The sequence below is a fragment of the Lysinibacillus sp. NPDC096418 genome, assembly GCF_044762775.1.
In the GTDB taxonomy this organism is placed as follows: domain Bacteria; phylum Bacillota; class Bacilli; order Bacillales_A; family Planococcaceae; genus Lysinibacillus.
Window position 1 is genome coordinate 151987 of record NZ_JBIWEY010000005.1, and the last position, 23776, is coordinate 175762.

A 23776-nucleotide genomic window follows, 5' to 3' on the forward strand; every position below is an offset into this window, starting at 1 on the left:
CTCCTTATTTGAAAATTAAGAATATTTATCTTCCACCACCTCCTTTTCTTTTTGTTCACATGTCCGCTCCATATGAATATACATTTGATCCATACCAACCTGTCGAAAGCCCAGCCGCTCATATAACTTCTTTGCCTTATCATTACTGTAGAAAACACTTAAATGGACTTCCTTATTTCGCTCTCTTGCTTTTTCCAATAAATTAGATATTATTTTTGTGCCTATCCCTTTATTTTGATAGCTTGGTAGTATAGTTATATCCACAATAATGAACTTTCCATCTAGTTCTACAAGAAGAAGTCGCCCTACCTTTATACTCTGATAGTCAATTACGATAGTTTGTAAGTTAGGATAGTGAATTTCATATGACCGCTGCTGACATAAAAATTGCATTTCTAAAAATTGCACAATCTGATTCTCTTCCCACCCCCACGCCTCTACTTCTTCCAACCTCGAACTTGCATATACCTCAAATAAAAAATCTAACTCTTCACTTTTACAATCTCCGTTCTTTTTAAAAATTATTTTCCCCTCCTAGTTCTCAAATTTTAATAAATGGCCCTACAATCATCTGAATAATATTAAAACCAATTAAATATTCGAATCGTAATAACTGTAATAAATTTACATTAAAATTAATTTTATGGTAATTATAAGATGAATTATATTCTATTAAATTACATTTAACAATGATCTTATTTAGAAATTTTGTGAACAAGGCAGACTTAAAATCTACTGATATAAATAAACATAGATTTAACTATTACATATAGAAACCCCACTTGGCGCAAAGGCTCTTTAAACTAGTTACACGATGTATTACTCGATACTATGCATAACAATTTAAATTTCTTCTATATGTAATAATAGGATTCTCACTCATTTATTTTTCTAGCATATTAATAATGGCTTTCATTTGATTTTCTTTCCAAAAAAGCAGTAGGATAATGTTGTACCACATAATTCCAATCTTAAAATACCAACATTATTTCTCTAAGGAGGCACTAACATGCATTACAAAAATATTACCGTTGCGGGTAGTGGCGTTCTAGGAAGTCAAATTGCCTATCAAACAGCTTTTAAAGGATTTGCTGTCACTGTTTACGACATCAATGATGATGCATTAAAAATTGCACAGGATCGTATTACAAAACTAAAACCATTGTATCAACAAGATTTAGGTGCCACACAAGAACAAGTAGATGCTGCCTACGAACGTCTAACTTTTAAAAGTGACTTAGCGGACGCTGTTGCAAATGCTGACCTTGTCATCGAAGCAATTCCTGAAGTAGTACAAATCAAAACAGATTTTTATACTTCCCTAGGCAAAGTTGCACCAGAAAAAACAATCTTTGCAACAAACTCATCAACATTATTACCTAGCCAATTTGCGGAAGCTACGGGGCGCCCTGAAAAATTCTTAGCACTACATTTCGCAAATACGATTTGGAAAAACAACACTGCTGAAATCATGAAGCACCCAGGTACTGATGCACAAGTTTTCGAAGATGTTATTGAATTTGCCAAAGCAATTGGTATGGTGCCACTGCCATTACATAAAGAACAACCGGGCTACATACTAAATTCATTACTTGTACCTTTCTTAGATGCTGCTGAAATGCTACTTGTAAAAGAGGTATCCGATCCTGAAACAATCGATAAAACTTGGATGATCGGCACTGGCGCTCCACTCGGACCATTTGCCATTTTAGATATCGTCGGCATAAATACAGCACACAACATCGTATCAGCGAAAGTTGCTGCTACTGGCGATGACAACATGAAAAAATTAGCGAACCTCTTAAAAACAGAGTATATCGACAAAGGCAAACTAGGACGAGCAACAGGAGAAGGCTTTTATAAATATCCGAACCCAAGCTTTGCAAAACCTGATTTTCTGAAGGGTTGATTACTATATTAAAAAGCGATGCACACGGTATTTTGAACTGTGTGCATCGCTTTTATATTTTGTACATTTCAGGCTTCAATCCCCCTCTTAGGGTAGCTCCACCCGTTGCACGATATTAACCCGCTTTCCGAGGATTCTTTAAATAAACGAACCATCTTAAAATTGTTTCTACTGGACCCAGTGAGAAGCGTTTTAAATATAGTTGACTGGCTTTTAGCTGCATAACATAAATGATGACCGATAAAAGGATTCCAACAAATACACCCAATTTCCCAAACAACCCAAAACCGTAGCCATAAAAAATAGTCGTACACATGATTGATTGCATTAAATAGTTTGTGAGCGATAATTTTCCGATTGGGGCAAAATAATAGTTCATTTTTGTTTGATAGCGGCTAAATAGCCAAGCAAATAAGGCAATATAACCAATCGCTAACACATATGTCCCTGTCGAATAAATAATTAAGCTGTACGGGGTATCAAAAATAATGAACCCCTTTAGCAAAAGCCCGACTGGTACGAGCATCGCCACTTTTTTATAGGTCAGATTGCTATTTTCTAGCTGTAAAAATGCACCCCTTTTCGCCATGCCCATTCCGAATAATACAAATGGACCTACCATAAGAAAACTTACACCGACCAATAAAAGCCAGCCAATTGGTAAGATGAATAATAATGAAAGACCATTCACTACAAGTAATTCACCTAATCGTTGCGTCAATATTTCTGCGTATGTACCATCCTGATAGATCATGATTTCCGCTGCCGTTAAAGGCTTAATAATCTCTATAAAACTACTACCAAAAAGGACTCCTACTCCGAGGATAGCTGTTAAAATGAAGCTCCACACAAAATACGTTTTCACACGGCGCTTTAAGTAGAATAATAATAATATGAAAAGAGTCGAGCCATATGTTAATAAAATGTCACCCTCCCACACAAGTGCTAAATGCATAGCCCCTAATACGGATAAGCCAACTGCCCTTCGAAACACAATATTTTTATACTTTAACCCCGAAGCCTCTCGAGATTCAATCATTTTTATCAAAACATAACCAAATACAAAACCAAAAATCGGATAAAATGACCCTTCTACAAAAATTTTCACAAAATAATAACTTACTTTATTAAGCACACTCACCGATTCAATAATTTCTACTCCTGATGAACCAAATTGGAAATGCAGCATATTTGCCATTAAAATTCCGATTAGCGAAAAACCCCTCAATGCGTCCATCAGTTCCACACGCTCTGCCTTCAACCTCTCACCTACTTTTTTATAATTAATTACTATACGAATGTAGCGGCGGATAGTTTCATAATTATTGTAAAAAAGGGTTTTTAAACAAATAAATCAACCGTTCCCCTAGTGTATTTCACCTACTTAGGATATTATGCTTTTCACTTAATAAATAGTAATACTAAAAAAATTGGTATTCTATTTTTATTAATAACGATATAAATAGGTAATTGTCGCAAGATTGTCTCTTGGAATGAAAAAAGGAATATTCAACAAGAAATGAAGTTTTTAACGAAACGATTCCTTTCGATAACCAATTGAATCAGTACGGTCTTTGAACCAAGTTCGTAAATATGTAATGCTACGTGAAATGTAAGTAGGAAAACTACACACGTAAAAGCTGGAGTATTGGAATTTCTGGACACGGGTTCGACTCCCACTGTTTCCAAACATAAAATGGCTACAAACGTAGGTATATCCGCGTGAGTGCAACAGGTCACCTTTATATAGGAAGATACCCTACCTCAATATCGGAAAATACCCCGCCCCTATAGATCCGTATACTTTGTATTCACAAATTTAGAGAAGATGAAGGACGAGCTGGCGGATCCAGCCAAAAGCCTCCTTGTCGTTCGCGCAACTCCACAAAACGTTTGGGCTGGCCTAAAGTCCCCGACAGATGTCACGCCTTATTTATCTGTAGCGAAAGCAAAGCGGCAGCTACAATTATGCCAAGGCGAAATTGATCAACCCACTACCACTTCCCAAAAACAGGTATTTACGATCTGTTTAATAATTCGGAATTCATAAAAAAACTAAGGGACTTTTATACCTATTTTTGTCACAATAAGAGTAATAAGTCTAATAACCCATTATTGACATTCCTGTTTTTTTGCATAATACTTAACTTAAAATTTAAGTTTTCATGGGTATAAAGATTCATAAAACTTAAAGGGGGAAATTTATGAAAAGCAAGAGTATTAAACGACGATTATTGTTTTTTACATTAGGTTTGCTGTTATTGTCATCTGTAATCAATTCCGTATTAGGTGTTTGGATTGTCGGCAAAAATAGTAAAGAAGTTTTAATTGAGAAAGCAAATGAACAGGTCTATGAAGTCGCAAAGCAAGTAGAAACTATATTAAATTCCAAGAGTGATCCCATCCCATCTTTACAAGATTTTGTGGAATTAAAAGCACAACAAGATAATGTGACTTATGCTGTTGTTATTAATACGAATGTTGAAGCAGTGGCTCATAGTGATAAAGAAAAATTAGGCAAAGTGTATGAAGATGAATACACGATTGATGGGGCTAAAAATGGTAAAAAACAATTTACTAGATGGTATGCCGATGTTCAAGGTATATGGACATATGACATAATGGAGCCTATATATAAAGATGGCGAGCTTTATGGGATTATCGACATTGGGGTGCCTGAAAGTGGCATTCAATCAATTACAAACTCTGTACTGGGCTATCAGATTATTACAGGTTTAGTAAGTTTTTTAATTATAGGTGCTTTAATGTGGTGGATTATTGGTCGCATTGTTGCTGCTATTAAAAATCTTGAAAGAATCATTCATCAAACCGCAAGCTTAGACTTTACTAAAAATCCAGAATTAGAGAAGCTATTAAATCATCAAGATGAGATTGGTCTCATGGCAAAAGGCATCTCAGGCATGCGATCTGCATTAAAAAATGTTACCGTCAACATACATAATACAAGCTCCGAGTTATCAGATTCCTCAAAGATTCTCATGCAAATAGCAGATGATACGGTGCGTACTACTGACGAAATTAGCTCAGCCATTAATGAAATAGCAAAAGCTACAGAGGAACAGGCTCATGATACAGAAAAAAGTGCTGAACAATTAAATCAGCTTTCTGTAAATATTGATCGTGTTATGGAGCACACAGAAAAGATAGCTTCCATGACTGAGGATATTGATCATTTAAGTAATCAAGGTGTGAATACCGTCAACCAACTTTCTATTTGGTCAGAGAAGAATCGCGTTTCTTCGCAACAGGTTAGTAACATCGTTCAAGAAGTAGATAAAACTTCATCTGATATATCAAGTATTGTCAATATAATTACAGACATCGCAACTCGAACGAATTTATTGGCTCTGAATGCATCCATTGAATCAGCACGTGTAGGTGAATTAGGAAAAGGTTTCGCAGTGGTTGCTGACGAAATTCGAAAATTATCAGAACAAACATCAATTGCCACTGAAGATATTAAGAATAAAATCACTGCAATTCAGGATATTTCTAAAAGTGCTGTGCAGGAAATTGGTACGAGTCTTAGCATTGTTGAACAAAATGCAAAAGCTACAGCGGATACTAGTGAAATCTTTAATACAATAAAGACTGCTCTAGATCAAACGAGTGAAATTGCACAAGAGGTGAAACATTTATCTCATGAGATGAATGAGCGCAAGGAGCATATCATTGGTGCGGTTCAAAACATATCTGCTTCTGCTGTAGAGACTTCTGCAGGAACAGAACAAGTTTCGGCTTCCGCAAATGAACAGTTTAAAAGCATCGAGACTGTTTCAGAAAAAGCAAAAGACCTAAATGCTATTGCAGAGAACTTAAGAGAAGAAATGGAAAAATTCTCTATTTAAAGACAAAGTATACCCATATGTAAAAAAGCTGATTCAAGTTTTGTTATGAATCAGCCTTTTTACAATTTTTATATCAATTTACTTTCTTGGCTCTTTGCCAAAACATGTATTTGACTTAAAAGAAAGCTATAAAATGTAAGCACATGGAACGGAAGGCGGCGACACCTTTGGCATCAAAGCTTTATAGGGGTTCCGTTAGAAGGGAGGGTGTCCCTCACATCTGGAATATTGGTGTTATAGAGTTTATTGGTAATTTTGTATGTGACATCAATTAATCCTCCATTACAATAACTCACTATATTTTTGCTTGTTATTTTTTGATAACTCAACAGGATATTTTTCATTATTCTTTTTAAGTTTATCAACTATGATTTCTTCTAAATCGAATTTCAGTTCATTAGCAAACAAAATAGAATAGATTAAAATATCCGCTAACTCATCCTTCATCTTATCCAAGTTTTTCTCGACCGCTTCTTCGCTTGATTTCCATTGAAATAACTCAAGAAGTTCACTCGCTTCTAACGACAATGACAGCGCCAGATCTTTCGGATTATGGAACTGCTGCCAGTTGCGTTCATCTCGAAATTGTAGAATTTTTTTTTTTAGTTGCTCTAATTCACTCATATCATTCACCTGCTTTTTGATATTCCAACAATTTATTTCTTAATGCTTCGTTGCTTGCATAAATGTAAAGCCCTTTGATGCCACGTTTCATTAGGATATTTATAGAATTCAATACGATTTTTTCTTTCGCCTCATTTACATTTTCAATGCCATCCATACCTGTATAAGCACCTTTATCCATATACAAGCTTGTATCAATGACGATTTCATCTTTTGCTGTATCGTATTGAACTGAAGGACCAAGTACAACACCTACATAATTTAAATCAAAGCCTTGAATCGTATAAATAGAACCAGCTTCTTGAACTGTTTCAGGTTTTTCAGCCCATGTATACTTCGCGCTTGTTGTATTCCAAGCTAGTTCATACTCCCCATTTGATTCTTTCACGTAGTATGTACCACCATCTTTTTTATGTAGGTAATCAAATGTTGAAACAACACGACTCAGACCATGCTTTTTATTTTTCTCCTTAATTTCTTCATGCATATCTTTCATATATTCAAACACTTTAAATTCATAGTTTTCATCTTTCGGTAATTGCTTTAGCTGTTTCTGTTTAAAGTGGTTAATCCAATTAATCACATCATCATTCGCTTGCATACGAAATTGATTAGTTAGTTCATATCTTTCTTTATAGGCACTCTTTCTCTCTAATTCAGTTAGTGTTGCTGCCCCCCATAAACTTTTTAATTTCAACACTTGATCTTGGTCATAAATGATGACAACCACTTTTGCTAGCTTTAACAATTCTTCTAACTGGTTTTCACCATAGAAGTTATTATAAGTATCTGGCTTTGTTAAAAGTAAATGTGCTTCGTCTACAAAAATAACATCCGCTTTTTTCTCAGCTTTTTGTAACTGATTAATCAAAGGAGTTGGCTTAGCAAAATGCTTTCCTTTTAAATGTTTTACTTGCTTAGCAATCCCTTTATACGTTTTAAACATTTCCTCATGATTTACTACTAAATAGTTTTCAGTGTCATATAGATTGCTTGATTGCTCCGTAGTCCGAGCTTGAATTGTATTGAAAATTGAGCTTAAAACAACACTTTTCCCAACGCCAGCTTCCCCTTCAATAACAAGTAAGCTCCCATATTCACCGTGCTCTTCCTTAACTCGTTTCTCGCAAAATTCTAATACTTTATCTTTTAATTCTATTTGTTCAAGTGATAATTCTTTGAATGGAGATAACTTAAAAATATCTTTATTTTCAATAACATGACGCTCATTATTTACTAGCTTTTGCTCATGCAACTTCTTCCAAAGTTCCTCGAAGATCTCTTGATCGTAAAATGGCTTATTGTAATAATTATGAGTAAAGTCGTTCGCTGTTTTACTTTTATTTTGCAACTTGTATTTTTCATCACCTAAAAAATAATTAATTAACTTCGTTTCTAGGTGAAATGTTGCTGAGCGATTAAATTGTTCATGATTAATTAAATTAATACGTTCTATATTTTTTCGATCTGGATTTTTAATATGTGCTTTCATTCGATTCTTAAAATATACAGTTTCACCTATGTACGCTTCCTTATTGCCATTAAGAATATAAATGACAGGATAATTTAAAAACTGCTCTTTATTATTAATCTTATTTAAACTACCATTATCAAATGGCCACGATAAAACCTCTACGTTACTCATTTACATCATCCTTAATTATTATCATTCAACAACTTGCTTAATTCTTGAATACTTAGCCACGGTCTTTTCCTATGTAACATTCGATGACAATTCGCACAAACTATCGCAATATCTTCTATTTTCGTTTCTTCACCATCCACCATTTCTGACACTGGCTTTGTATGATGACCTTCTATGTAATCCTCACCAAGTGGTCCATATGTATTTTCAAAATCAAAACCACATACTTGGCAATACAAATTTCCGTGCTGCTCTTTAAATTTCGCTTTTGATAATTGAATAACCCGTTGATTTCGTTCACGAGATAAATGTTCCTTTAGCACTTGCTTGCCTTCCGGAAAGCTCTCATCATCTTCCGAGAAACCAACTTCATATACTTCGCTGAGCTCTTTCACAACTGAGCTAAATGATTTAAAGGCATACTTTTGAATTATTTCCACCTCATGCTCGGTTATTCCCTTTCCAGATACAACACTATTTTGAAAATCAATTTGAAGTTGACTTAGCAAAACTGGTCGATCAAAAACTTTAAAATTAGAAAGAATAATACAACCTATTTGGCTTTGAGTTTCTGTTGTATGAAACATTTCTTGCATTCTGCTTGTGAAACTTTCCTTATTAGGATCTCCATTCCCTTGCGTATATGTATTCCAAGCTTGCTCAACAGAATTCACTTCAAATCGTTCAAAAGTAGCCATCCCAAGCACTGCACGTTCTGTCTTGATTCCCTTTTCATTTTTCACCAAAAAGAAAAATGGCTCACCAACTTCTAAAACTTTGAACTGATTAGTATTTTTACGCCAAAAATTTATTTTATCTCTATAGTTTATTTCAGCCAAAAAATGAAACCAATCTCTAGATGTAACACCAATATACCCATTCATTCAATTCACCTATATTCCCCATTTGATACAATAATCATAACAAACCCCATAACTGATAAGGTATATTTTGTTGGATTATTCAAATGAAAATAAAAAAGCTCTACCATTTTCGGTAGAGCAAGAGTACTTAATTTACTTTAGAAATACTAAAGATAACTCCTTGAGTTTGGTCATATTTTAAGTTATATCTAATTGTATTGACTTCTAACTCAGTTTCATTTTTATCGTATTTAAAGTCTTTATCAAAAAACCTTAATTCTTTTAATACGTCACCTATTTCAACATTACTTAATTCGGTATTCGTCATTCCTACTAATAATGCTAAACTGGTTGTTATGTCGATACCTTCTCCTTGTCCAATCATAATTAATTCATGGATTTGGCCATTTTCATCTAAATTTTCAATTAGTGTAATATCTTCATCTATCTTAAATGTTTTCACATTACCATTTTTCGACACTTTCATAATCTCATTTGACACATTTAACTCTTTCTTCGAGATATTAAATGCTGAAACAAGTTCACTATGGTCATTAAATAAAGGTAATTTTACAGTAGTACTTATTATAATGGGTAGTACAAAATATACCAACGCCACAATAGAAATGGTGATTCTTTTCTTTTTTGAATACCTTCCTTGTCTCCATAGTAAAATCAAGCCTAAAGGTGGAAAGATTATTAACGAAATCCACATAAACCAAGTTGTCTCAAAATACCTTGTTTTTTTAACTACATTAGCTTGCATTTTTGTTTACCCCTTTAAATAATTCCTTTATATTAATATCGAAAATAAAATCAAGTTCCTTTGGCTTTAGTAGATTAGTCAGTGTCTGTATTGTTACTTTGTTATATGGAGTTTCGTTTTCTTCTACGATAAGGTGCTCAAAAAGTGAGTTTTTCTCTATATCCTCTTTATCGATACCGAGCATCTTTTGTATTAACTCCTCATCCTGCATGAGTTCGATTCTTGTAGTATATTGTGATTTTAATGTTAAATCAGTAATAATATTGTTCAACAATTGATAGTGGGATTTTGCCATTTTGTAATCTTTCTTGTCAAACGAGATGTCAGCTTCATTTTGTAGTTCTTTAACAGTGTCATTATATAAAGTTGATACTGTCGTAGATTTATTTTCCTTTTTTAACTCGTTTAATATCGAAATAGCGTCATCATAGTTCTTATTCCCTTTAGCCTCTGTTGCTTTAGAAAGATTGTTTTGGAACTCTTCTTCTTTAACTATCTTTTCGAAAAAACTCTTTGCTTTTTGCTTTATTTGAGAATTAGCGTGTGCATAGCCCTCAAAAATGTAAGTTAAATTATTTTTTGCATCGTAATATTCTTTGGCTGCAAATTCTAATTCTGCTTTCTTAAATAAGGATTCCAATGATTTATTCACAAGATCATTTGCCTTGTTAATATTTCTGTTTAAAGGATATATTTTCTCAGCTTCAGCTAATGCCTCTTCATATTTTCCATTGGTGAAGTATGTGTTTGCTGATGTAAAATATTTGTCTGCTTGTACTTGATTTTCATCAATTACTGGCTCTGGTTTGGGTGTAGGTGAACTATATCTACCAGATGATCCACCACTGGAACGACCTCCATTATGGAAATGATACTCTCCGTACTCTAACCCCCATTTTTCACAGTTCGTTCTACATGTATGTCCTCCATTAGAATCCGTTCTTCCTGGATGAGCATCTGCAAAATTCGGTACTAATAAAATTCCACATAAACTAGTCACTAAAACTATCCTTTTTTTCATATTTTCCTCTCCTTGTAAATTACATACTTATTACTTATAGCACAGAACGATTGTATAATGCTACCATTTAAGTATACATTTTCATATAATTACTTATATATTATGATAAGTGTAATATTTAAATTGTTTCATAAAGTGAGGGAAATAGTATGGGATTACGATTTCGTAAAAGTTTAAAGATAGCACCTGGAGAAAGACTTAATATCGGAAGTAAGAGTACAGGTATAAGTATTGGTGGCAAAGGTTTGCGCTATAGTGTTAACAGCAGAGGTAGATCTACAACAACTGTGGGTATACCAGGGACTGGTTTTTCATATACATCCTCAAAAAACTATAAAACAAAAGATCAAACACTTCACCGCTTTAATTTCACCGACTGACTTTATTTTCTCTTTTACTAAGGCAATCAGTTCCTCATTATAGATTTTAGTATAATCCATTTTTTCGCCCCCTCGTGTAATTAAAGTTTAACATTACCAAAGCGTCGTTTGGTAACATATCATAAAAGGTTGTTATTCAATAATATGATCCGTTTGTGGAATAAGAAAAAATTTGAACATATAAGTTAATAGATCTTCAGAAACTTCTTGAGACTCAGCGATTCCTGAATCACCATATCTAATAAATCAACTATTATATTAATTTTGAAATTTAGTTTAGTCTGTATAAACAGTTGATAACGGAAATTTCAATAGATGGATAATAAGGCTATTCATTAAAATCAACCATATAATTTCCGCAAAAAAAATAAAGCATAAACTTTCCAAACGGAAAATTTATGCTTTACGTCACATTTAACAGCAATTCTACTACTAAATACTATGTATGGAGACGGCGGGAGTCGAACCCGCGTCCAAAGACTCCAATACTTTAGCTTCTACGCGTGTAGTTTGCCTATTCGCAATTCACGTAGCATTATGCCGACAAACAGGCGTCCTGTACGCTAACCTGGAAATCTCTTGCCGGTGACTCAGGTGGCACCACCGACCGTATCCCACTAAAGTTGGGCCCTACGTTATGCACATGGGCGATGCATAGGCAGAGCGCTTACGAGCTTACGCTGCGAAAGCTAAGTTTTGTTGTTTGCCAGTTATTATATAACTTCCGTTGATGACGGAGCCGAGACCTCCGACGCGCGACCAAAGCTTGAACCATCCCTGTCGAATCCGTAACGTCCCCTTGATTATGATACGAAGCAACGTGGCCTCGTCCAAACAAAGAGCTAGAATTTCTTCTAGTACGGTGGAAGTACGTAATTCACTTCCATGTAATCTGGCAATGACTATAACTTATTATAAAACAATACTGCTATTTCTTCAAGTGCACTGATTTTTCCAGTGCAAAAATTGATTTCCATACAAATTAAACAGTATCAAAATATCGCCTCGATACTAAAATCAACTCTTGCAAAACATTTGCATAAATTCTAAGTCAGACGAAATCAAGAGAACTCTTTCTTTTTCTTGGTAAGAAAAAATATTAAACTAATTTCTTTAGCGACCAAAAGCGCATTTGTCAAAATCGATATACAACTTAAATTTAAATAAGTGACAAACAAGGTCTAAAGACTCGATATGACACTTATATAAAATTATGTCGTATATCAAAATTGAGAACTTGAATAAACTCGATATTTTTTTCATCCTTATAAGAATTGATATGCGATTAAAAAACTCACTTCATCTAGCTCTTTACTCTAAGTATAAGAAAAACTTAGTGAAGTTTATAAGTCAACGGAACAATATTTAAGAGCGCGCTGCTTTAAAAATCAAAGAAAATAGTCTTCAAAAGTACAATTTTCTGAGCGAACTTACCACTTTAAAAGGCTATTTCACCAGAAAATATATATAACTTTAGTTCTATTATTTTATTTTAAAAAGTTATCAGAGTAGCAAAAACGGCTCTATACTGTGTTGTTTTTCAGCACTCACCGCTTTTTTCAACGATAGCCTACATTATTCAGGACTCACAACAAAAAACTCACCACAAAAATGGTGAGTTTTTTCTATTATATAGAGTATATCTTAGACTTGATTTTTCGCTTTAAATACACGTTCCATTTCGCGTTTTGCTTCTTTTTTACGCATATCATTACGTTTATCGTAATCTTTTTTACCCTTACCTACGCCAATTAGTAGTTTCGCATAGCCATCTTTAATGTACATTTTCAATGGCACGATTGTATAGCCATCACGTTTTACAGCACCCACTAGTTCGCCGATTTGTTTTTTATGCAACAGTAGTTTACGCTGACGTAGCGGATCATGGTTGAAACGATTTCCCTGTTCGAATGGGCTGACATGCATATTACTAATCCATGCTTCACCGTTACTAATTCGGACGTACGAATCCTTTAGCTGGACCTTACCTGTACGAATCGACTTGATCTCTGTACCCGTTAAGACCATACCCGCTTCAATCGTTTCTTCAATAAAGTAGTCATGTCCAGCTTTCTTGTTTTGTGCTAATACTCTTCCTGCGCCTTTTGCCATTATGCTCACCCTCTACTCAAAGGTAGGGTAGGACATCGCCTACCCATTCCATAATTATTTACGTTTTGATTTTTTCTTTTTGCCTTTTTTGGCGATGCCCTCGTAAAACTTTTGTTTTTGTTTCACGCCTTTTTTCGCTCCAGGGCTAGAGCCATCTTTACGACGGCCACGTGGATCGCGGTCGCTTTCACGACGTTCCCCTCTTTTAGATGTATCACTACGCCCTTTTTCATCATCAGTGCGTCGTCCTCTACCATCTCTAGCTCTCTCAGTGCGATTACCACGACCGCCTTTGCTGTCGCTATAGTTTTTACGCGTATGAATGACTTTCGGTGTATCTTTGCGTGTGCGACCATAAGACGTCACCATACCAACAATTTCAAAGTCGATTGATGATTCTTCTATAATAACATTAGCAACACGTACTTTCACTTCATCGCCAATACGGAATTGACGATTTGTACGCTCCCCAATCATAATCATTTGACGATCATCAAAGCGGTAATAATCATCTGTCATATTACTAATATGCACAAGTCCTTCAATCGTATTTGGTAGCTCAATGAACATACCGAAGTTTGTAACAGAAGAGACAATCCCCTCAAACTCCTCACCGATTTTATCAGACATATACTGTGCTTTTTTCAATGCATCTGTATCACGTTCTGCATCCACTGCACGACGCTCACGTTCTGAAGTATGATCTGCAATTTCATCCATTGCCATGCTCCACTGTGTAATCGTTTCTTGCGAAGTATCCTTGTTCACTAAATACGTGCGGATTAATCGGTGTACGATTAAGTCAGGATAACGACGAATTGGCGATGTGAAATGTGTATAGAAATCTGTCGACAAACCAAAGTGTCCAATACTTTCAGGGTAGTACTTCGCTTGTTGCATCGAACGCAGCAACATCGTAGAAATGACTGGCTCTTCTGGCATGCCTTCGATTGCTTTTAACACATCTTGAAGTGCCTTTGGATGAATCGTATTCCCCGTACCTTTAATTAAAATACCGAAGTTCGTGACAAACTCAAAGAAGCGTTGTAGCTTTTCTGGCTTAGGATCTTCGTGAATACGATAAATAAACGGCACGTTCATCCAATGGAAATGTTCAGCAACTGTTTCGTTGGCTACTAACATGAAGTCTTCAATTAACTTCTCAGCCACAGTCCGTTCACGTAGTTCGATATCTACTGGCCAGCCGTCCTCATTAACAATTACTTTTGATTCTTTAAAATCAAAGTCAATCGCGCCACGCAATGTACGTTTATTACGCAAAATGTTAGAAAGCTCTGCCATGTCTTTGAACATCGGTACAAGTGCCTTATAACGCTCAATAAGCTCCTCATCCTGCTCTTCTAAAATCTTGTACACGTCTCTATATGTCATACGTTCCGTTGTTTTAATAACACTTTGAAAAATTTCATGAGAGATAACATTACCGTTTTCATCGATAATCATTTCACATGATAACGTTAAACGATCTACTTGTGGATTTAACGAACAAATACCATTTGATAGGCGGTGTGGAATCATTGGGATTACACGGTCTGTTAAATACACACTTGTCGCACGATCATACGCTTCAATATCAAGGACTGAGCCCTGTGTTACATAGTAACTTACATCTGCGATATGTACGCCAAGTTTATATGTGCCATCTACATTTTTCGTTACGGTTACAGCGTCATCTAAGTCCTTGGCATCTGCACCGTCAATTGTCACAATCGTTTCGTGACGTAAATCACGACGATCTTTTAAATCTGCTTCTGTAATTTCATCTGGCACTTGTTGTGCAGCAGAGATTACTTCACTAGGGAACTCTGGCGGAATATCGTGTTTATATAAAATAGATAGGATATCTACACCAGGATCATTTTTATGTCCTAAAATTTTCGTAATATAGCCTGTTGCAGATTTTAAATCTTCTGGCCACGTAGCGATTTCTACCACTACCTTATGCCCATCAACAGCACCTAACGTATCACCTTTTGCAATGAAAATATCCATTGGCAATTTTTTATCATCTAAAACAACGAAGCCGAAGCCACGATTTGCTTGGAAAGTACCGACAAATTTTGTTTGCCCGCGCTCCACAACTTTCGTAATAGTACCTTCGCGGCGATCACCAAATGATTCTTTTAATACACGAATCAAAACCGTATCCCCATTAATCGCACCGTTCACTTCATGTGGTGGAATAAATACATCATCCATTCCTTCCACATCAGGTGTCACGAAACCGAAGCCCTTTGCGTGCCCGATAAACTTACCACGCAGTAAATTCATACGCTCAGGTAAGCCATAGCGATTCGAACGAGAACGAACGACTAAGCCTTGACCTTCCATACGTACTAGTATTTTCACTAGTTCTTTAAATTCATCTGCGTCCTCAAAGCCAAACTCTTCCTCGATTTCACCAACCGTTAATGGGTTATATTCTTCTTCACCAAAAAAATCGAGTAATCGACTTTGGAGTGGATCTTTATTGTTTATCATAAATTTTACCTCCTTCTTACTGAAAATCTATATGTTATTCTTTAGTCTACCCAATTTAGGCCCTCTAAAAAACGATAAATATCTTCATGTAATTGATCTTTTTCTTGATCTAATGTTATAACATGTCTTGAGTTTTCATACCACTTGATATACTTTTCAAGTGACTCTATTTCATTATATATAATATTGGCAGAATCTGTATCAATAACCTCGTCATTTGTTGCTTGCACGACCAAAATCGGCGCATAAATCATATCGATTTCTTTGCGTGTCTGTGCAATAAATTCACGAAGCTGTGGCAATGAAGGCATTCCCTTTTCCGCAATTAACGCTACCTCTGCGTCAATTTGCGATTGTTCTTTACCTTCAAACTTTTTATAGTCTTGTGCATATTTCAGTACGCCTTCAAACATAATGTCTGTTGTACGCATCGTCATTGGTGAACACATCGTAATAATACCTTTGACCGGATAATTTGCCGCGATATTCAACGCCATCACACCGCCAAGCGACAGTCCCGCTACGGCAATTTCTTGATAGCCCTCATCTTTTAATTGTTGGTAAGCATTTTGTACGTCCAACCACCAATCTGCTGGACTTGTTGTAATAAGTTCTTCTGGTTCCACACCGTGACCTTTATAGTGAGGTGCTAACGTAGTATACCCCTTTTTTTCTAAATATCGACCAAGCATGCGCACATCTGCAGAACTACCTGTAAATCCATGTAATAGTAAAACCGCTCGTGAACCTGCTTGAAAGAAAAATGGCTGCGATAATGATTTATTCATAGCACGCCCTCCTTCATCAAAAGCTTATCTCTATTATACCCAAATCAGGACTCATCACCAAAAATAGGGGATAATATTTGAGTTAATAAGTATATTGATTTCAAGTAACTAGTTGATTGGAGTGGAGTCTGGGCAGAACAGAAATCACCCCTATGTTATGTAGATGACCCCAAATAAAAGAAAACGCCCAACCATACTTGGTTAGGCGATACATCTTCAACTATTAGATTTTCGTAATAGCGATTGCTAGAATGAAGAATAATACTGCTAATACAATTGTCACACGGTGAAGGATTAAATCCATACCACGAGCTTTTTGTTTACCAAATAGTTGCTCAGCCCCACCCGAGATGGCACCTGACAAGCCTGCACTTTTACCAGATTGAAGTAATACAACAACAATCAATGCTAATGATACGACGATTAATGAAACTAATACTACTGTATGCATCTACTGCACCTCCCGAACTTTGAAACATCACAACACACTACATTATAACAAAAAGTGGGTACTGTGACAATGTAGGAATCCCAAAAACCACATTACCGCCACTCACCTTACATAAATTTGAAAAACAATTTCTATTCCGCACTCCAATTTTATACAATGATATAAATAGTATGTATGGAGGTTACGAATTTTGAGAAAGGCACTTTTTCTTCCGCTGCTCAGTCTTACATTGATTCTTTCTGCCTGTTCTGATGCTGTTGTAGTACCTCAAAAGAAATATGAAGTAGAAGAACAAAAGCAACCTGAAAGCAAAAAGATTTCCCCTTCCCTTCCAACAGCTAACCTCTTTTCTACAACACTATTTGACGAAGACCCTGCATTACTTCAATTTACGAAAGACGTAGAAAAACATATTGCAAAATTTGAGAAGACTTTTGAAGTAATGTATACGGGCACTTTAGAATGGGCTGATTTCGAGGTGCAATTAAATGATTTACCTAGCTTACTCTCTTATGTAGATCCTTATACTGCAGGCTACTTTCTTCAATATGAATGGGCTTCTGAGGAAACAAATAAAGGGTTTATCATTGAATTGACGATTACCTATTTAACAGATGCCATAAAAGAGACTGCAGTTAATACACATATAGAAAGCTTTAAAAGTACGTTTATTACAGAAAACATGAGTGATTTCGAGCGTGCAAAAATAATCAATGACTATGTTGTACAGCTTGCTACATATACAGATAAAGGCGTAACTGAGGGTCAAACAGTTTACGAACTCATTACGGATGAAACGGCTGTTTGTCAGGCTTATGCACTGTTAACGTATCGTCTCTTTAAAGCAGCAGGTCTCGAAACTGAATATGTGTACGGCTATAGTGGTGACCAACTGCATGCATGGAATTTAGTAAAGGTGGACGATGCATGGTACCATGTCGATACCACTTGGAATGATGCCGAAGCGAATGAACAATATGCCATTTCATACGAATATTTTTTATTAAATGATACCCAATTAAGTAACGATCATTACTGGGTAACCGAAAATTACAAGGCAGCTACAGGTAATGCTTTTACCTTCATGCATGATATGTGGTATGCAGATACCTTGGATGATGTCATTTACTACAATAGTATAAGTGACGCGACAGTCTATGCGTATAATTTATCGAATAATACTAACAAACAAATTACAGAAACAGCTTGCTACTATTTAGCCGTTAACGACAAGTCGATTTATTGTAGTGATTACGATAATGCTGGTTACTTAACAAAAATATATATTGAAGACGGTTCCGAAGAAGTTTTACTAGAAGAAGAGGTTTTAAACTTGTTCATCAACAACGGCACACTTTACTATGAAACAATTGATGGTGAAGCTCACGAAGAATCGCTATAACTAGACAGCTCCTTCTATACTTAGTATGGAGGGAGTATTTTTTATAATTGTGTTCAGATAAATTGTTGCTAAACAAAATATTGAGGGACAACATAATCTACAAAAGCACTTAGAAATTAACTCTTTTTTTATATTTCACAAACCAAATCTTCAACTAAAATACATTGGTAATTGTTTGTTTAGTAAGATTTTGAAACACGCTTACAGTATTCTTCTAATTCACTTAATGTAAATAGTGTTGTAATAGGGAATTTACTTGAAGTTTCTTTTGAATATGTTAAATGAACCACTGCATATTTATTAAGCTTATTAATCCAATAAATAACGTCATCCTTATCTTCTCTTCTAGCAACTGCTACAGTTTCTTTTCCGTAAAGAATATGTTTTGGTGAAAGTTCTTTTTCTAACTCCCCATTTAAGGATTCTGACATACTTTTCGAAATCATCCACCACGGATCGTCCATAAAACTTTTTAATATTTCTTGCATTTGAAATGCTCACTCCCGATTAATCGATTCTCTAAATTTAATTTAATCTTATATATTAAAATTTCTTCTTGCACTAACCCGCGCTATAAGTTCAATCAAAAAACGGACAGGTATAGAAGATATACCGATAATCTACTTTATTAATCAAAAATCCCTAATAGCGTTCTCTTTTTAAAATCACCTTCCACCACTGACATTTATAATTTCTCCTAGGATATAATCTGAAGCATTGGAAGAAAGGAAGGCGATTACCTCTGCTATTTCCATAGGTGATGCAGCCCGTTTAATAGGGACAGATGAAGCCATACGATCAAGTCGATTATCGCCAGGAGCAAATTTATCATGAAAAGGTGTTTCTACTATTCCAGGTGCTACCCCATTCACGATAATTCCATACTCAATTAGCTCTCTCGACATACCAATCGTCATAGTATTGATTGCCCCTTTAGTAGATGCGTAATGAATACTTTCTCCTGCCCCTCCAATACGTGCAGCCGATGAAGATACATTAATAATTTTGCCACTTTTTTTCGGAATCATATATCTTAATACTGCTTGAGAGCAAAAGAGTACACTATTTACATTTAATTTGAACGTTTCTTCCCATAGCTCTTCACTCATATCCATAAATGTACTTTGGCGGATGCCACCACCAGCGTTATTAACTAAAACATCAATTGTGCCAAATGAAGAAATAGTTTGTTCAACCATCAGCATCACTTCTTCTTTATTGGTAACATCCGCTTGAATTGCAATGGCGTCTCCATCTTTTTCTTGAATACGTTGGACAGCTTCCATTGCCCCCTTCACATTTGAATTATAATTAAGAATTACTTTAGCTCCTTTGGATGCCATCAACTCGGCCGTCGCTAGCCCAATACCTGAGCTTGCGCCAGTAATGAGAATAACCTTTCCTGATAAGGTATGCATAGCTTTCCTCCTAACAAAATGGTTTTAATAGTAATTCTACATTTCACATAATTAAACCTTTTGAAGAAGGTTTAATTATGCTTAATTCAGTGTTTTTTTTTAGACACCATGGAACATATTTTGTTAGCCTACACCACCCACAATCTTTAATTAGCGCAGCCGTTAGTAGCGTTATTGTAACAAAGCACAAAATACATATAAAAACCGATAGTAAAATATATTATGGTGGCGATTGGTACTACAAGACTAAATAATAATAGTTTTTTATTCTCTTTATTCTCTTTTAAAGCAATAAAATGAATCGCTAAAGTAATGATAGACATCATCACAGTCGCAGCGTGGAAAAATAATGTAAGTTTATATATTGGTTCATTGACAATTAAACTATAAATAACAGAAATTAGAATACACACGGTTGTTAAAATTGCTAAATGAGTGTTAGTAATTTTTTTCAACTGCCATCCTCCTTTCATAAAAACTTGTTGAACTAATCCGATTCATGCTCAATAAGAAAAGCTACTTTTAATTTTTCATTTGGATTTTAAACTTTTGTTCCCCAGTAGTTTAAGATGAACATCATTCATAAATAAATTGTTTCCTTTCCTATTTGAATCTTTAATTAATATTTAAGCTAAGATCCGCCTAACTAACTTCAAACCAACAAAATGCGTAATGATACCTAAATTTCACAAGAACCAATGGAGCAACATATAGCTTTCTCATATTCTTGAATACCCAAAATAAACCCCAAATACTTAGTAATGAAATAGCAATAGGCAAATAGATAAAAGAACTGAAGTAAACAAGATCTAAAATCCTAATATTCGTTAGTTCCACCCTATTTATATATACCTTAACATAAATTTACATTATTTAACTTACGTAACAAATAAAACTCTTCTTGTATATGGCAGTCCTAGTTAGAATTTTTCAGGTGGGTAGGACTATAATATAGTCTTCGGGAAATTATGGTAGTAGGAAGTATAAACGGGCAATGGGTTACGGACCGACTCTAGTAGACGAACAGAAATCAGACGAGTTTTATCAGTTCTATTGGTCATATGTAGATGAAACTAGAATAAATAAAATGCAGTAACAACAAAAGTTTTCACCTAGTTGTCACTGCATTTTTCTCTGGATTAATTCGCTTTTTTATATAGTTGCTGATTTGCTGAATTTTTCTTTAAGACTTCAATATGATTTTTAAAATCACCATATTTAGCTTCATTTAAAATTCTTAATCCTAGAGAACTGCGATCCCCGATTGAAAGTCTTTTCCATGTAATACCGTCAAATAAATCTTTGACAGTAAATTCACCGTCTTCAGCACTCACATGGTTAATAATTTGATTTTTCACATGTGCTACTAATTTTTCTTGATTCATCATAAAAGTCCCTCTCTTCTACATAATTATCAATTAGACGCTTTCGTTAAAAATTCGCGGGAAACGCAACTATTGATTTTATAAGATGCTTTTTTCTCTTAATTTAACAATATTACTATTCCTCTAAATAACCAAAATAAAACATGCTAAATAAGATAATTGGGATAAACACCCTTTTACGATCATGATTTTACATATGTTTCCTAATTTTAAAAACCTTCTTCTTTCATACGAAAGTATGACCTTGGTCCATATTGCGTTAAAAGACTGGGATGATCTCTAGCCACCTTTTTAAAATTGATTACAAAATAATTATAACTCGAACAAAACACAACCAAAAGTTAACAAAAAAATGAACATTTACATCAAAAAAAATATTATGACGTAGTCTGAAATATATATACGAAAAATCACAATTTCATCTTTTGAAAGATTTGAAAGCCCAAAAGATGTCGTCTACTATGCAATTTTTGAAGATGACAATTTATACTTCCAAGCTGAGTTTACTAATGACCAAAACAATGCTGAGCTAACAAAACTGACAATAAGCTTGAATGCTATAGAACAATAAATTAACGATAAAAAATCAGGCGTGTTGATTGACAATTATTTAAACAATCAACACGCCTCATCTCCCTGACCGTGCGTATAATTCGACTTTTATGAAAGATACTACTTATATAGGTAGAAAAACTGAGTGTATCTTCCCCAATCGCAAAATCAATTTCAAACGCCTATGAAACTACTCTCCAATCCAAATATACCTATTATTAACACAAATGCTATAAATCATTAATTCCTATTTAATAATACCTTCACATTCCTCCATTAAACTTAATATGATTTCAATTATAAGGAGGCAAATCATGAAACTTTCGAAAAAATGGAGTTCATTCGCTTTAGCAAGTGCCATCACACTCTCATCTCTTAGCTTTGCACAACCAGAGGTAAAAGCAGAGGTAATAAAAAAACCAACAAATGTTATTATGCTTGTCATGGATGGAAGTAGCAATAATGCCATCACACTTTCGCGTTGGTATAAAGGCGAAAGCCTAGCAATGGATGAAATTTTAACAGGTGCTATGCGTACGTATTCTGCAGAATCTGCGATTACTGACTCTGCCCCAGCAGCAACAGCATTGGCAACTGGTCATAAATCAAATGATAAATATGTCGGAGTTTTACCTTCCACTATAAACTCACCAGGACTTGAACAGATTGCAAAAGAAGATGCTTTCAAACCTGTAGCAAATGTTTTAGAAGGCGCTAAACAGAAAGGCAAAGCAACAGGCATTATTTCAACTTCAGAAATCCAACATGCAACACCTGCAGGTTTTTCTGCACATGTTAAAAATAGAAGCCAATACGACGACATTGCTGAACAACAAGTTTACCAAAATATTGATGTTGTTTTAGGTGGAGGACTTGAATCATTAACTCCAGGAACAACAAAAAATGCCCGTAAAGATGGTGAAAACTTAATCTCTGTTCTTGAAGACAAAAAGTACGAACTTGTGAAAACACGTGATGAACTATTAAAAAGTCAGTCAGATAAACTTTGGGGAAGTTTTGCACCAAGTGCACTTGCTTACGATTTTGATCGTAAAGCGACAGCAAACAATGAGCCTACACTTGCTGAAATGACAGGGAAAGCAATTGATACATTGAAAAAAGACAAGGACGGTTTCTTCTTATTTGTGGAAGGAAGTAAGGTCGATTGGGCAGCACATGCCAACGATACAATTGGTATGATCAGTGATATTTTATCGTTTGACGATGCTGTCAAAGAAGCAATTGATTTTGCAAAAGAAGATGGTAATACAATGGTGATTGCTGTTACAGATCACGGAAACAGTGGGATTACAATGGGTAATGCCAATACAACAAATACGTATTCTAGTATCCCTGTTTCTGCTTATATTGATCCGTTGAAAAAAGCAACGATGACCATTGAAGGTGCCCTTAGCAAATTAAAAACAGATAAATCAAACCTCGTCGAAGTAGCAGCACTTTACGGTTTAGATAATTTAACTGAGGAAGAACTTGCAACATTAAAATCAGCCAAAGACATAGGCAGTGAAATGGTAAAAATGCTCGCAAATCGTGCGAACATTGGCTTTACAACTGGAGGACATACAGGTGAAGATGTGTTCTTATACTCTTACGGCCCTTCCAAAATAACTGGCCTCGTGGAAAATACAGATTTAGCGCATTCAATGGCTAAATTTATGGATTTTGATTTGAGCCAGCTAACAAATGATTTATATGTGCCCGCTACTAAAGTGTTAACGGAAAAAGGCTTCACAACTAAAATTGATGTAACTGATAAAGAAAATCCTACATTCATCGCTCAAAAAGGAAATCGCAAATATTCGATTCCTGTCAATAAAAATAGTGTCACATATGAAATAACGATGGATAATAATAAATCAGTAACAGAAACTTACAAATTCGATACAATAAATGTCTATAACGGCTCTGATTTCTACATTTCAAAAAAAGTATTAAACACTATAAAATAAAAATAAGAGCGAGTCTAAGCTGAGATATAATATGGTACCTGTAGTTAGGACACTTGAAAAAGAGTGTGCTAACTGCCGGTATTTTTTATATACTAGACTTTCAAGATTAAAGGACGGAC

The 23776-nt window shown here is 35.0% G+C and carries 20 protein-coding genes and 1 other RNA gene; 5 read left to right on the forward strand and 16 right to left on the reverse strand.

Annotated elements, in window-relative coordinates:
• Nucleotides 1–15: 15 nt before the first annotated feature.
• Nucleotides 16–525, reverse strand: coding sequence for a GNAT family N-acetyltransferase (locus ACIQZG_RS07180; protein ID WP_402754510.1), 510 nt, complete (start codon nucleotides 523–525; stop codon nucleotides 16–18).
• A gap of 484 nt (nucleotides 526–1009) precedes the next feature.
• On the opposite strand from ACIQZG_RS07180, the gene ACIQZG_RS07185 reads away from it, so the two are divergent.
• Nucleotides 1010–1909 (forward strand): 3-hydroxyacyl-CoA dehydrogenase, encoded by a 900-nt coding sequence (locus ACIQZG_RS07185; protein ID WP_402754485.1) that lies wholly within the window; start codon nucleotides 1010–1012, stop codon nucleotides 1907–1909.
• 115 nt (nucleotides 1910–2024) lie between these two features.
• Here the strand turns inward: ACIQZG_RS07185 and ACIQZG_RS07190 are convergent, their stop codons facing one another.
• Entirely contained in the window at nucleotides 2025–3107 is a 1083-nt protein-coding gene (locus ACIQZG_RS07190; RefSeq protein WP_402754486.1) for a DUF418 domain-containing protein, read from the reverse strand.
• Nucleotides 3108–4113: 1006 nt separating this feature from the next.
• Between ACIQZG_RS07190 and ACIQZG_RS07195 the strand changes: the two genes are divergently transcribed.
• On the forward strand, nucleotides 4114–5778 hold the full coding sequence (locus ACIQZG_RS07195) for a methyl-accepting chemotaxis protein (RefSeq protein ID WP_402754487.1): 1665 nt from the start codon (nucleotides 4114–4116) through the stop codon (nucleotides 5776–5778).
• A gap of 282 nt (nucleotides 5779–6060) precedes the next feature.
• Here ACIQZG_RS07195 and ACIQZG_RS07200 read toward each other — a convergent pair whose 3' ends face one another.
• From ACIQZG_RS07200 to ACIQZG_RS07220, 5 genes are all read right to left on the reverse strand, one after another.
• Nucleotides 6061–6402: a nucleotide pyrophosphohydrolase gene (locus ACIQZG_RS07200; RefSeq protein ID WP_402754488.1), complete on the reverse strand. Its 342-nt coding sequence runs from the start codon at nucleotides 6400–6402 to the stop codon at nucleotides 6061–6063.
• 1 nt (nucleotide 6403) lies between these two features.
• Nucleotides 6404–8047, reverse strand: a complete 1644-nt coding sequence (locus tag ACIQZG_RS07205; protein ID WP_402754489.1) for a DNA/RNA helicase domain-containing protein — start codon at nucleotides 8045–8047, stop codon at nucleotides 6404–6406.
• 11 nt (nucleotides 8048–8058) lie between these two features.
• Entirely contained in the window at nucleotides 8059–8931 is an 873-nt protein-coding gene (locus tag ACIQZG_RS07210) for an HNH endonuclease (protein WP_402754490.1), read from the reverse strand.
• A 127-nt stretch (nucleotides 8932–9058) separates the two neighbouring features.
• Nucleotides 9059–9676 (reverse strand): hypothetical protein, encoded by a 618-nt coding sequence (locus ACIQZG_RS07215; protein ID WP_402754491.1) that lies wholly within the window; start codon nucleotides 9674–9676, stop codon nucleotides 9059–9061.
• The gene (locus ACIQZG_RS07220) at nucleotides 9666–10697 is read right to left on the reverse strand and encodes a YHYH domain-containing protein (RefSeq protein WP_402754492.1); all 1032 of its coding nucleotides are present in this window, start codon (nucleotides 10695–10697) and stop codon (nucleotides 9666–9668) included. Before ACIQZG_RS07220 ends, ACIQZG_RS07215 begins: the two co-directional genes overlap by 11 nt.
• 149 nt (nucleotides 10698–10846) lie before the next feature.
• Between ACIQZG_RS07220 and ACIQZG_RS07225 the strand changes: the two genes are divergently transcribed.
• The gene (locus tag ACIQZG_RS07225) at nucleotides 10847–11077 is read left to right on the forward strand and encodes a DUF4236 domain-containing protein (protein ID WP_402754493.1); all 231 of its coding nucleotides are present in this window, start codon (nucleotides 10847–10849) and stop codon (nucleotides 11075–11077) included.
• Between the two features lie 443 nt (nucleotides 11078–11520).
• On the opposite strand, the gene ssrA is transcribed toward ACIQZG_RS07225, so the two are convergent.
• The 5 genes from ssrA to secG form a co-directional block, all read right to left on the reverse strand.
• Nucleotides 11521–11876: a transfer-messenger RNA gene (ssrA, locus tag ACIQZG_RS07230) on the reverse strand.
• Between the two features lie 845 nt (nucleotides 11877–12721).
• A complete protein-coding gene (gene smpB / locus ACIQZG_RS07235; protein ID WP_402754494.1) occupies nucleotides 12722–13189 on the reverse strand; it encodes an SsrA-binding protein SmpB in 468 nt (155 codons plus the stop codon).
• Nucleotides 13190–13243: 54 nt separating this feature from the next.
• A complete protein-coding gene (rnr, locus tag ACIQZG_RS07240) occupies nucleotides 13244–15691 on the reverse strand; it encodes a ribonuclease R (protein ID WP_402754495.1) in 2448 nt (815 codons plus the stop codon).
• 41 nt (nucleotides 15692–15732) lie between these two features.
• Nucleotides 15733–16479 carry an alpha/beta hydrolase gene (locus ACIQZG_RS07245; protein WP_402754496.1) on the reverse strand — a complete coding sequence of 249 codons (747 nt, stop codon included), beginning with the start codon at nucleotides 16477–16479 and terminating at the stop codon, nucleotides 15733–15735.
• A gap of 223 nt (nucleotides 16480–16702) precedes the next feature.
• A complete protein-coding gene (gene secG, locus ACIQZG_RS07250; RefSeq protein ID WP_402754497.1) occupies nucleotides 16703–16930 on the reverse strand; it encodes a preprotein translocase subunit SecG in 228 nt (75 codons plus the stop codon).
• A 190-nt stretch (nucleotides 16931–17120) separates the two neighbouring features.
• Between secG and ACIQZG_RS07255 the strand changes: the two genes are divergently transcribed.
• Nucleotides 17121–18332, forward strand: a complete 1212-nt coding sequence (locus ACIQZG_RS07255) for a transglutaminase domain-containing protein (RefSeq protein WP_402754498.1) — start codon at nucleotides 17121–17123, stop codon at nucleotides 18330–18332.
• Nucleotides 18333–18511: 179 nt separating this feature from the next.
• On the opposite strand, the gene ACIQZG_RS07260 is transcribed toward ACIQZG_RS07255, so the two are convergent.
• The 4 genes from ACIQZG_RS07260 to ACIQZG_RS07275 form a co-directional block, all read right to left on the reverse strand.
• Nucleotides 18512–18820, reverse strand: a complete 309-nt coding sequence (locus tag ACIQZG_RS07260) for a hypothetical protein (protein WP_402754499.1) — start codon at nucleotides 18818–18820, stop codon at nucleotides 18512–18514.
• A gap of 177 nt (nucleotides 18821–18997) precedes the next feature.
• Nucleotides 18998–19750, reverse strand: coding sequence for an SDR family NAD(P)-dependent oxidoreductase (locus ACIQZG_RS07265; protein ID WP_402754500.1), 753 nt, complete (start codon nucleotides 19748–19750; stop codon nucleotides 18998–19000).
• 146 nt (nucleotides 19751–19896) lie between these two features.
• Nucleotides 19897–20205 carry a hypothetical protein gene (locus ACIQZG_RS07270; RefSeq protein WP_402754501.1) on the reverse strand — a complete coding sequence of 103 codons (309 nt, stop codon included), beginning with the start codon at nucleotides 20203–20205 and terminating at the stop codon, nucleotides 19897–19899.
• Nucleotides 20206–20889: 684 nt separating this feature from the next.
• Complete coding sequence (locus ACIQZG_RS07275) at nucleotides 20890–21138, reverse strand: DUF1413 domain-containing protein (RefSeq protein ID WP_402754502.1); 249 nt, start codon at nucleotides 21136–21138, stop codon at nucleotides 20890–20892.
• Nucleotides 21139–22001: 863 nt separating this feature from the next.
• Here ACIQZG_RS07275 and ACIQZG_RS07280 point away from each other — a divergent pair.
• Complete coding sequence (locus ACIQZG_RS07280) at nucleotides 22002–23657, forward strand: alkaline phosphatase (protein ID WP_402754503.1); 1656 nt, start codon at nucleotides 22002–22004, stop codon at nucleotides 23655–23657.
• Nucleotides 23658–23776 lie beyond the last annotated feature (119 nt).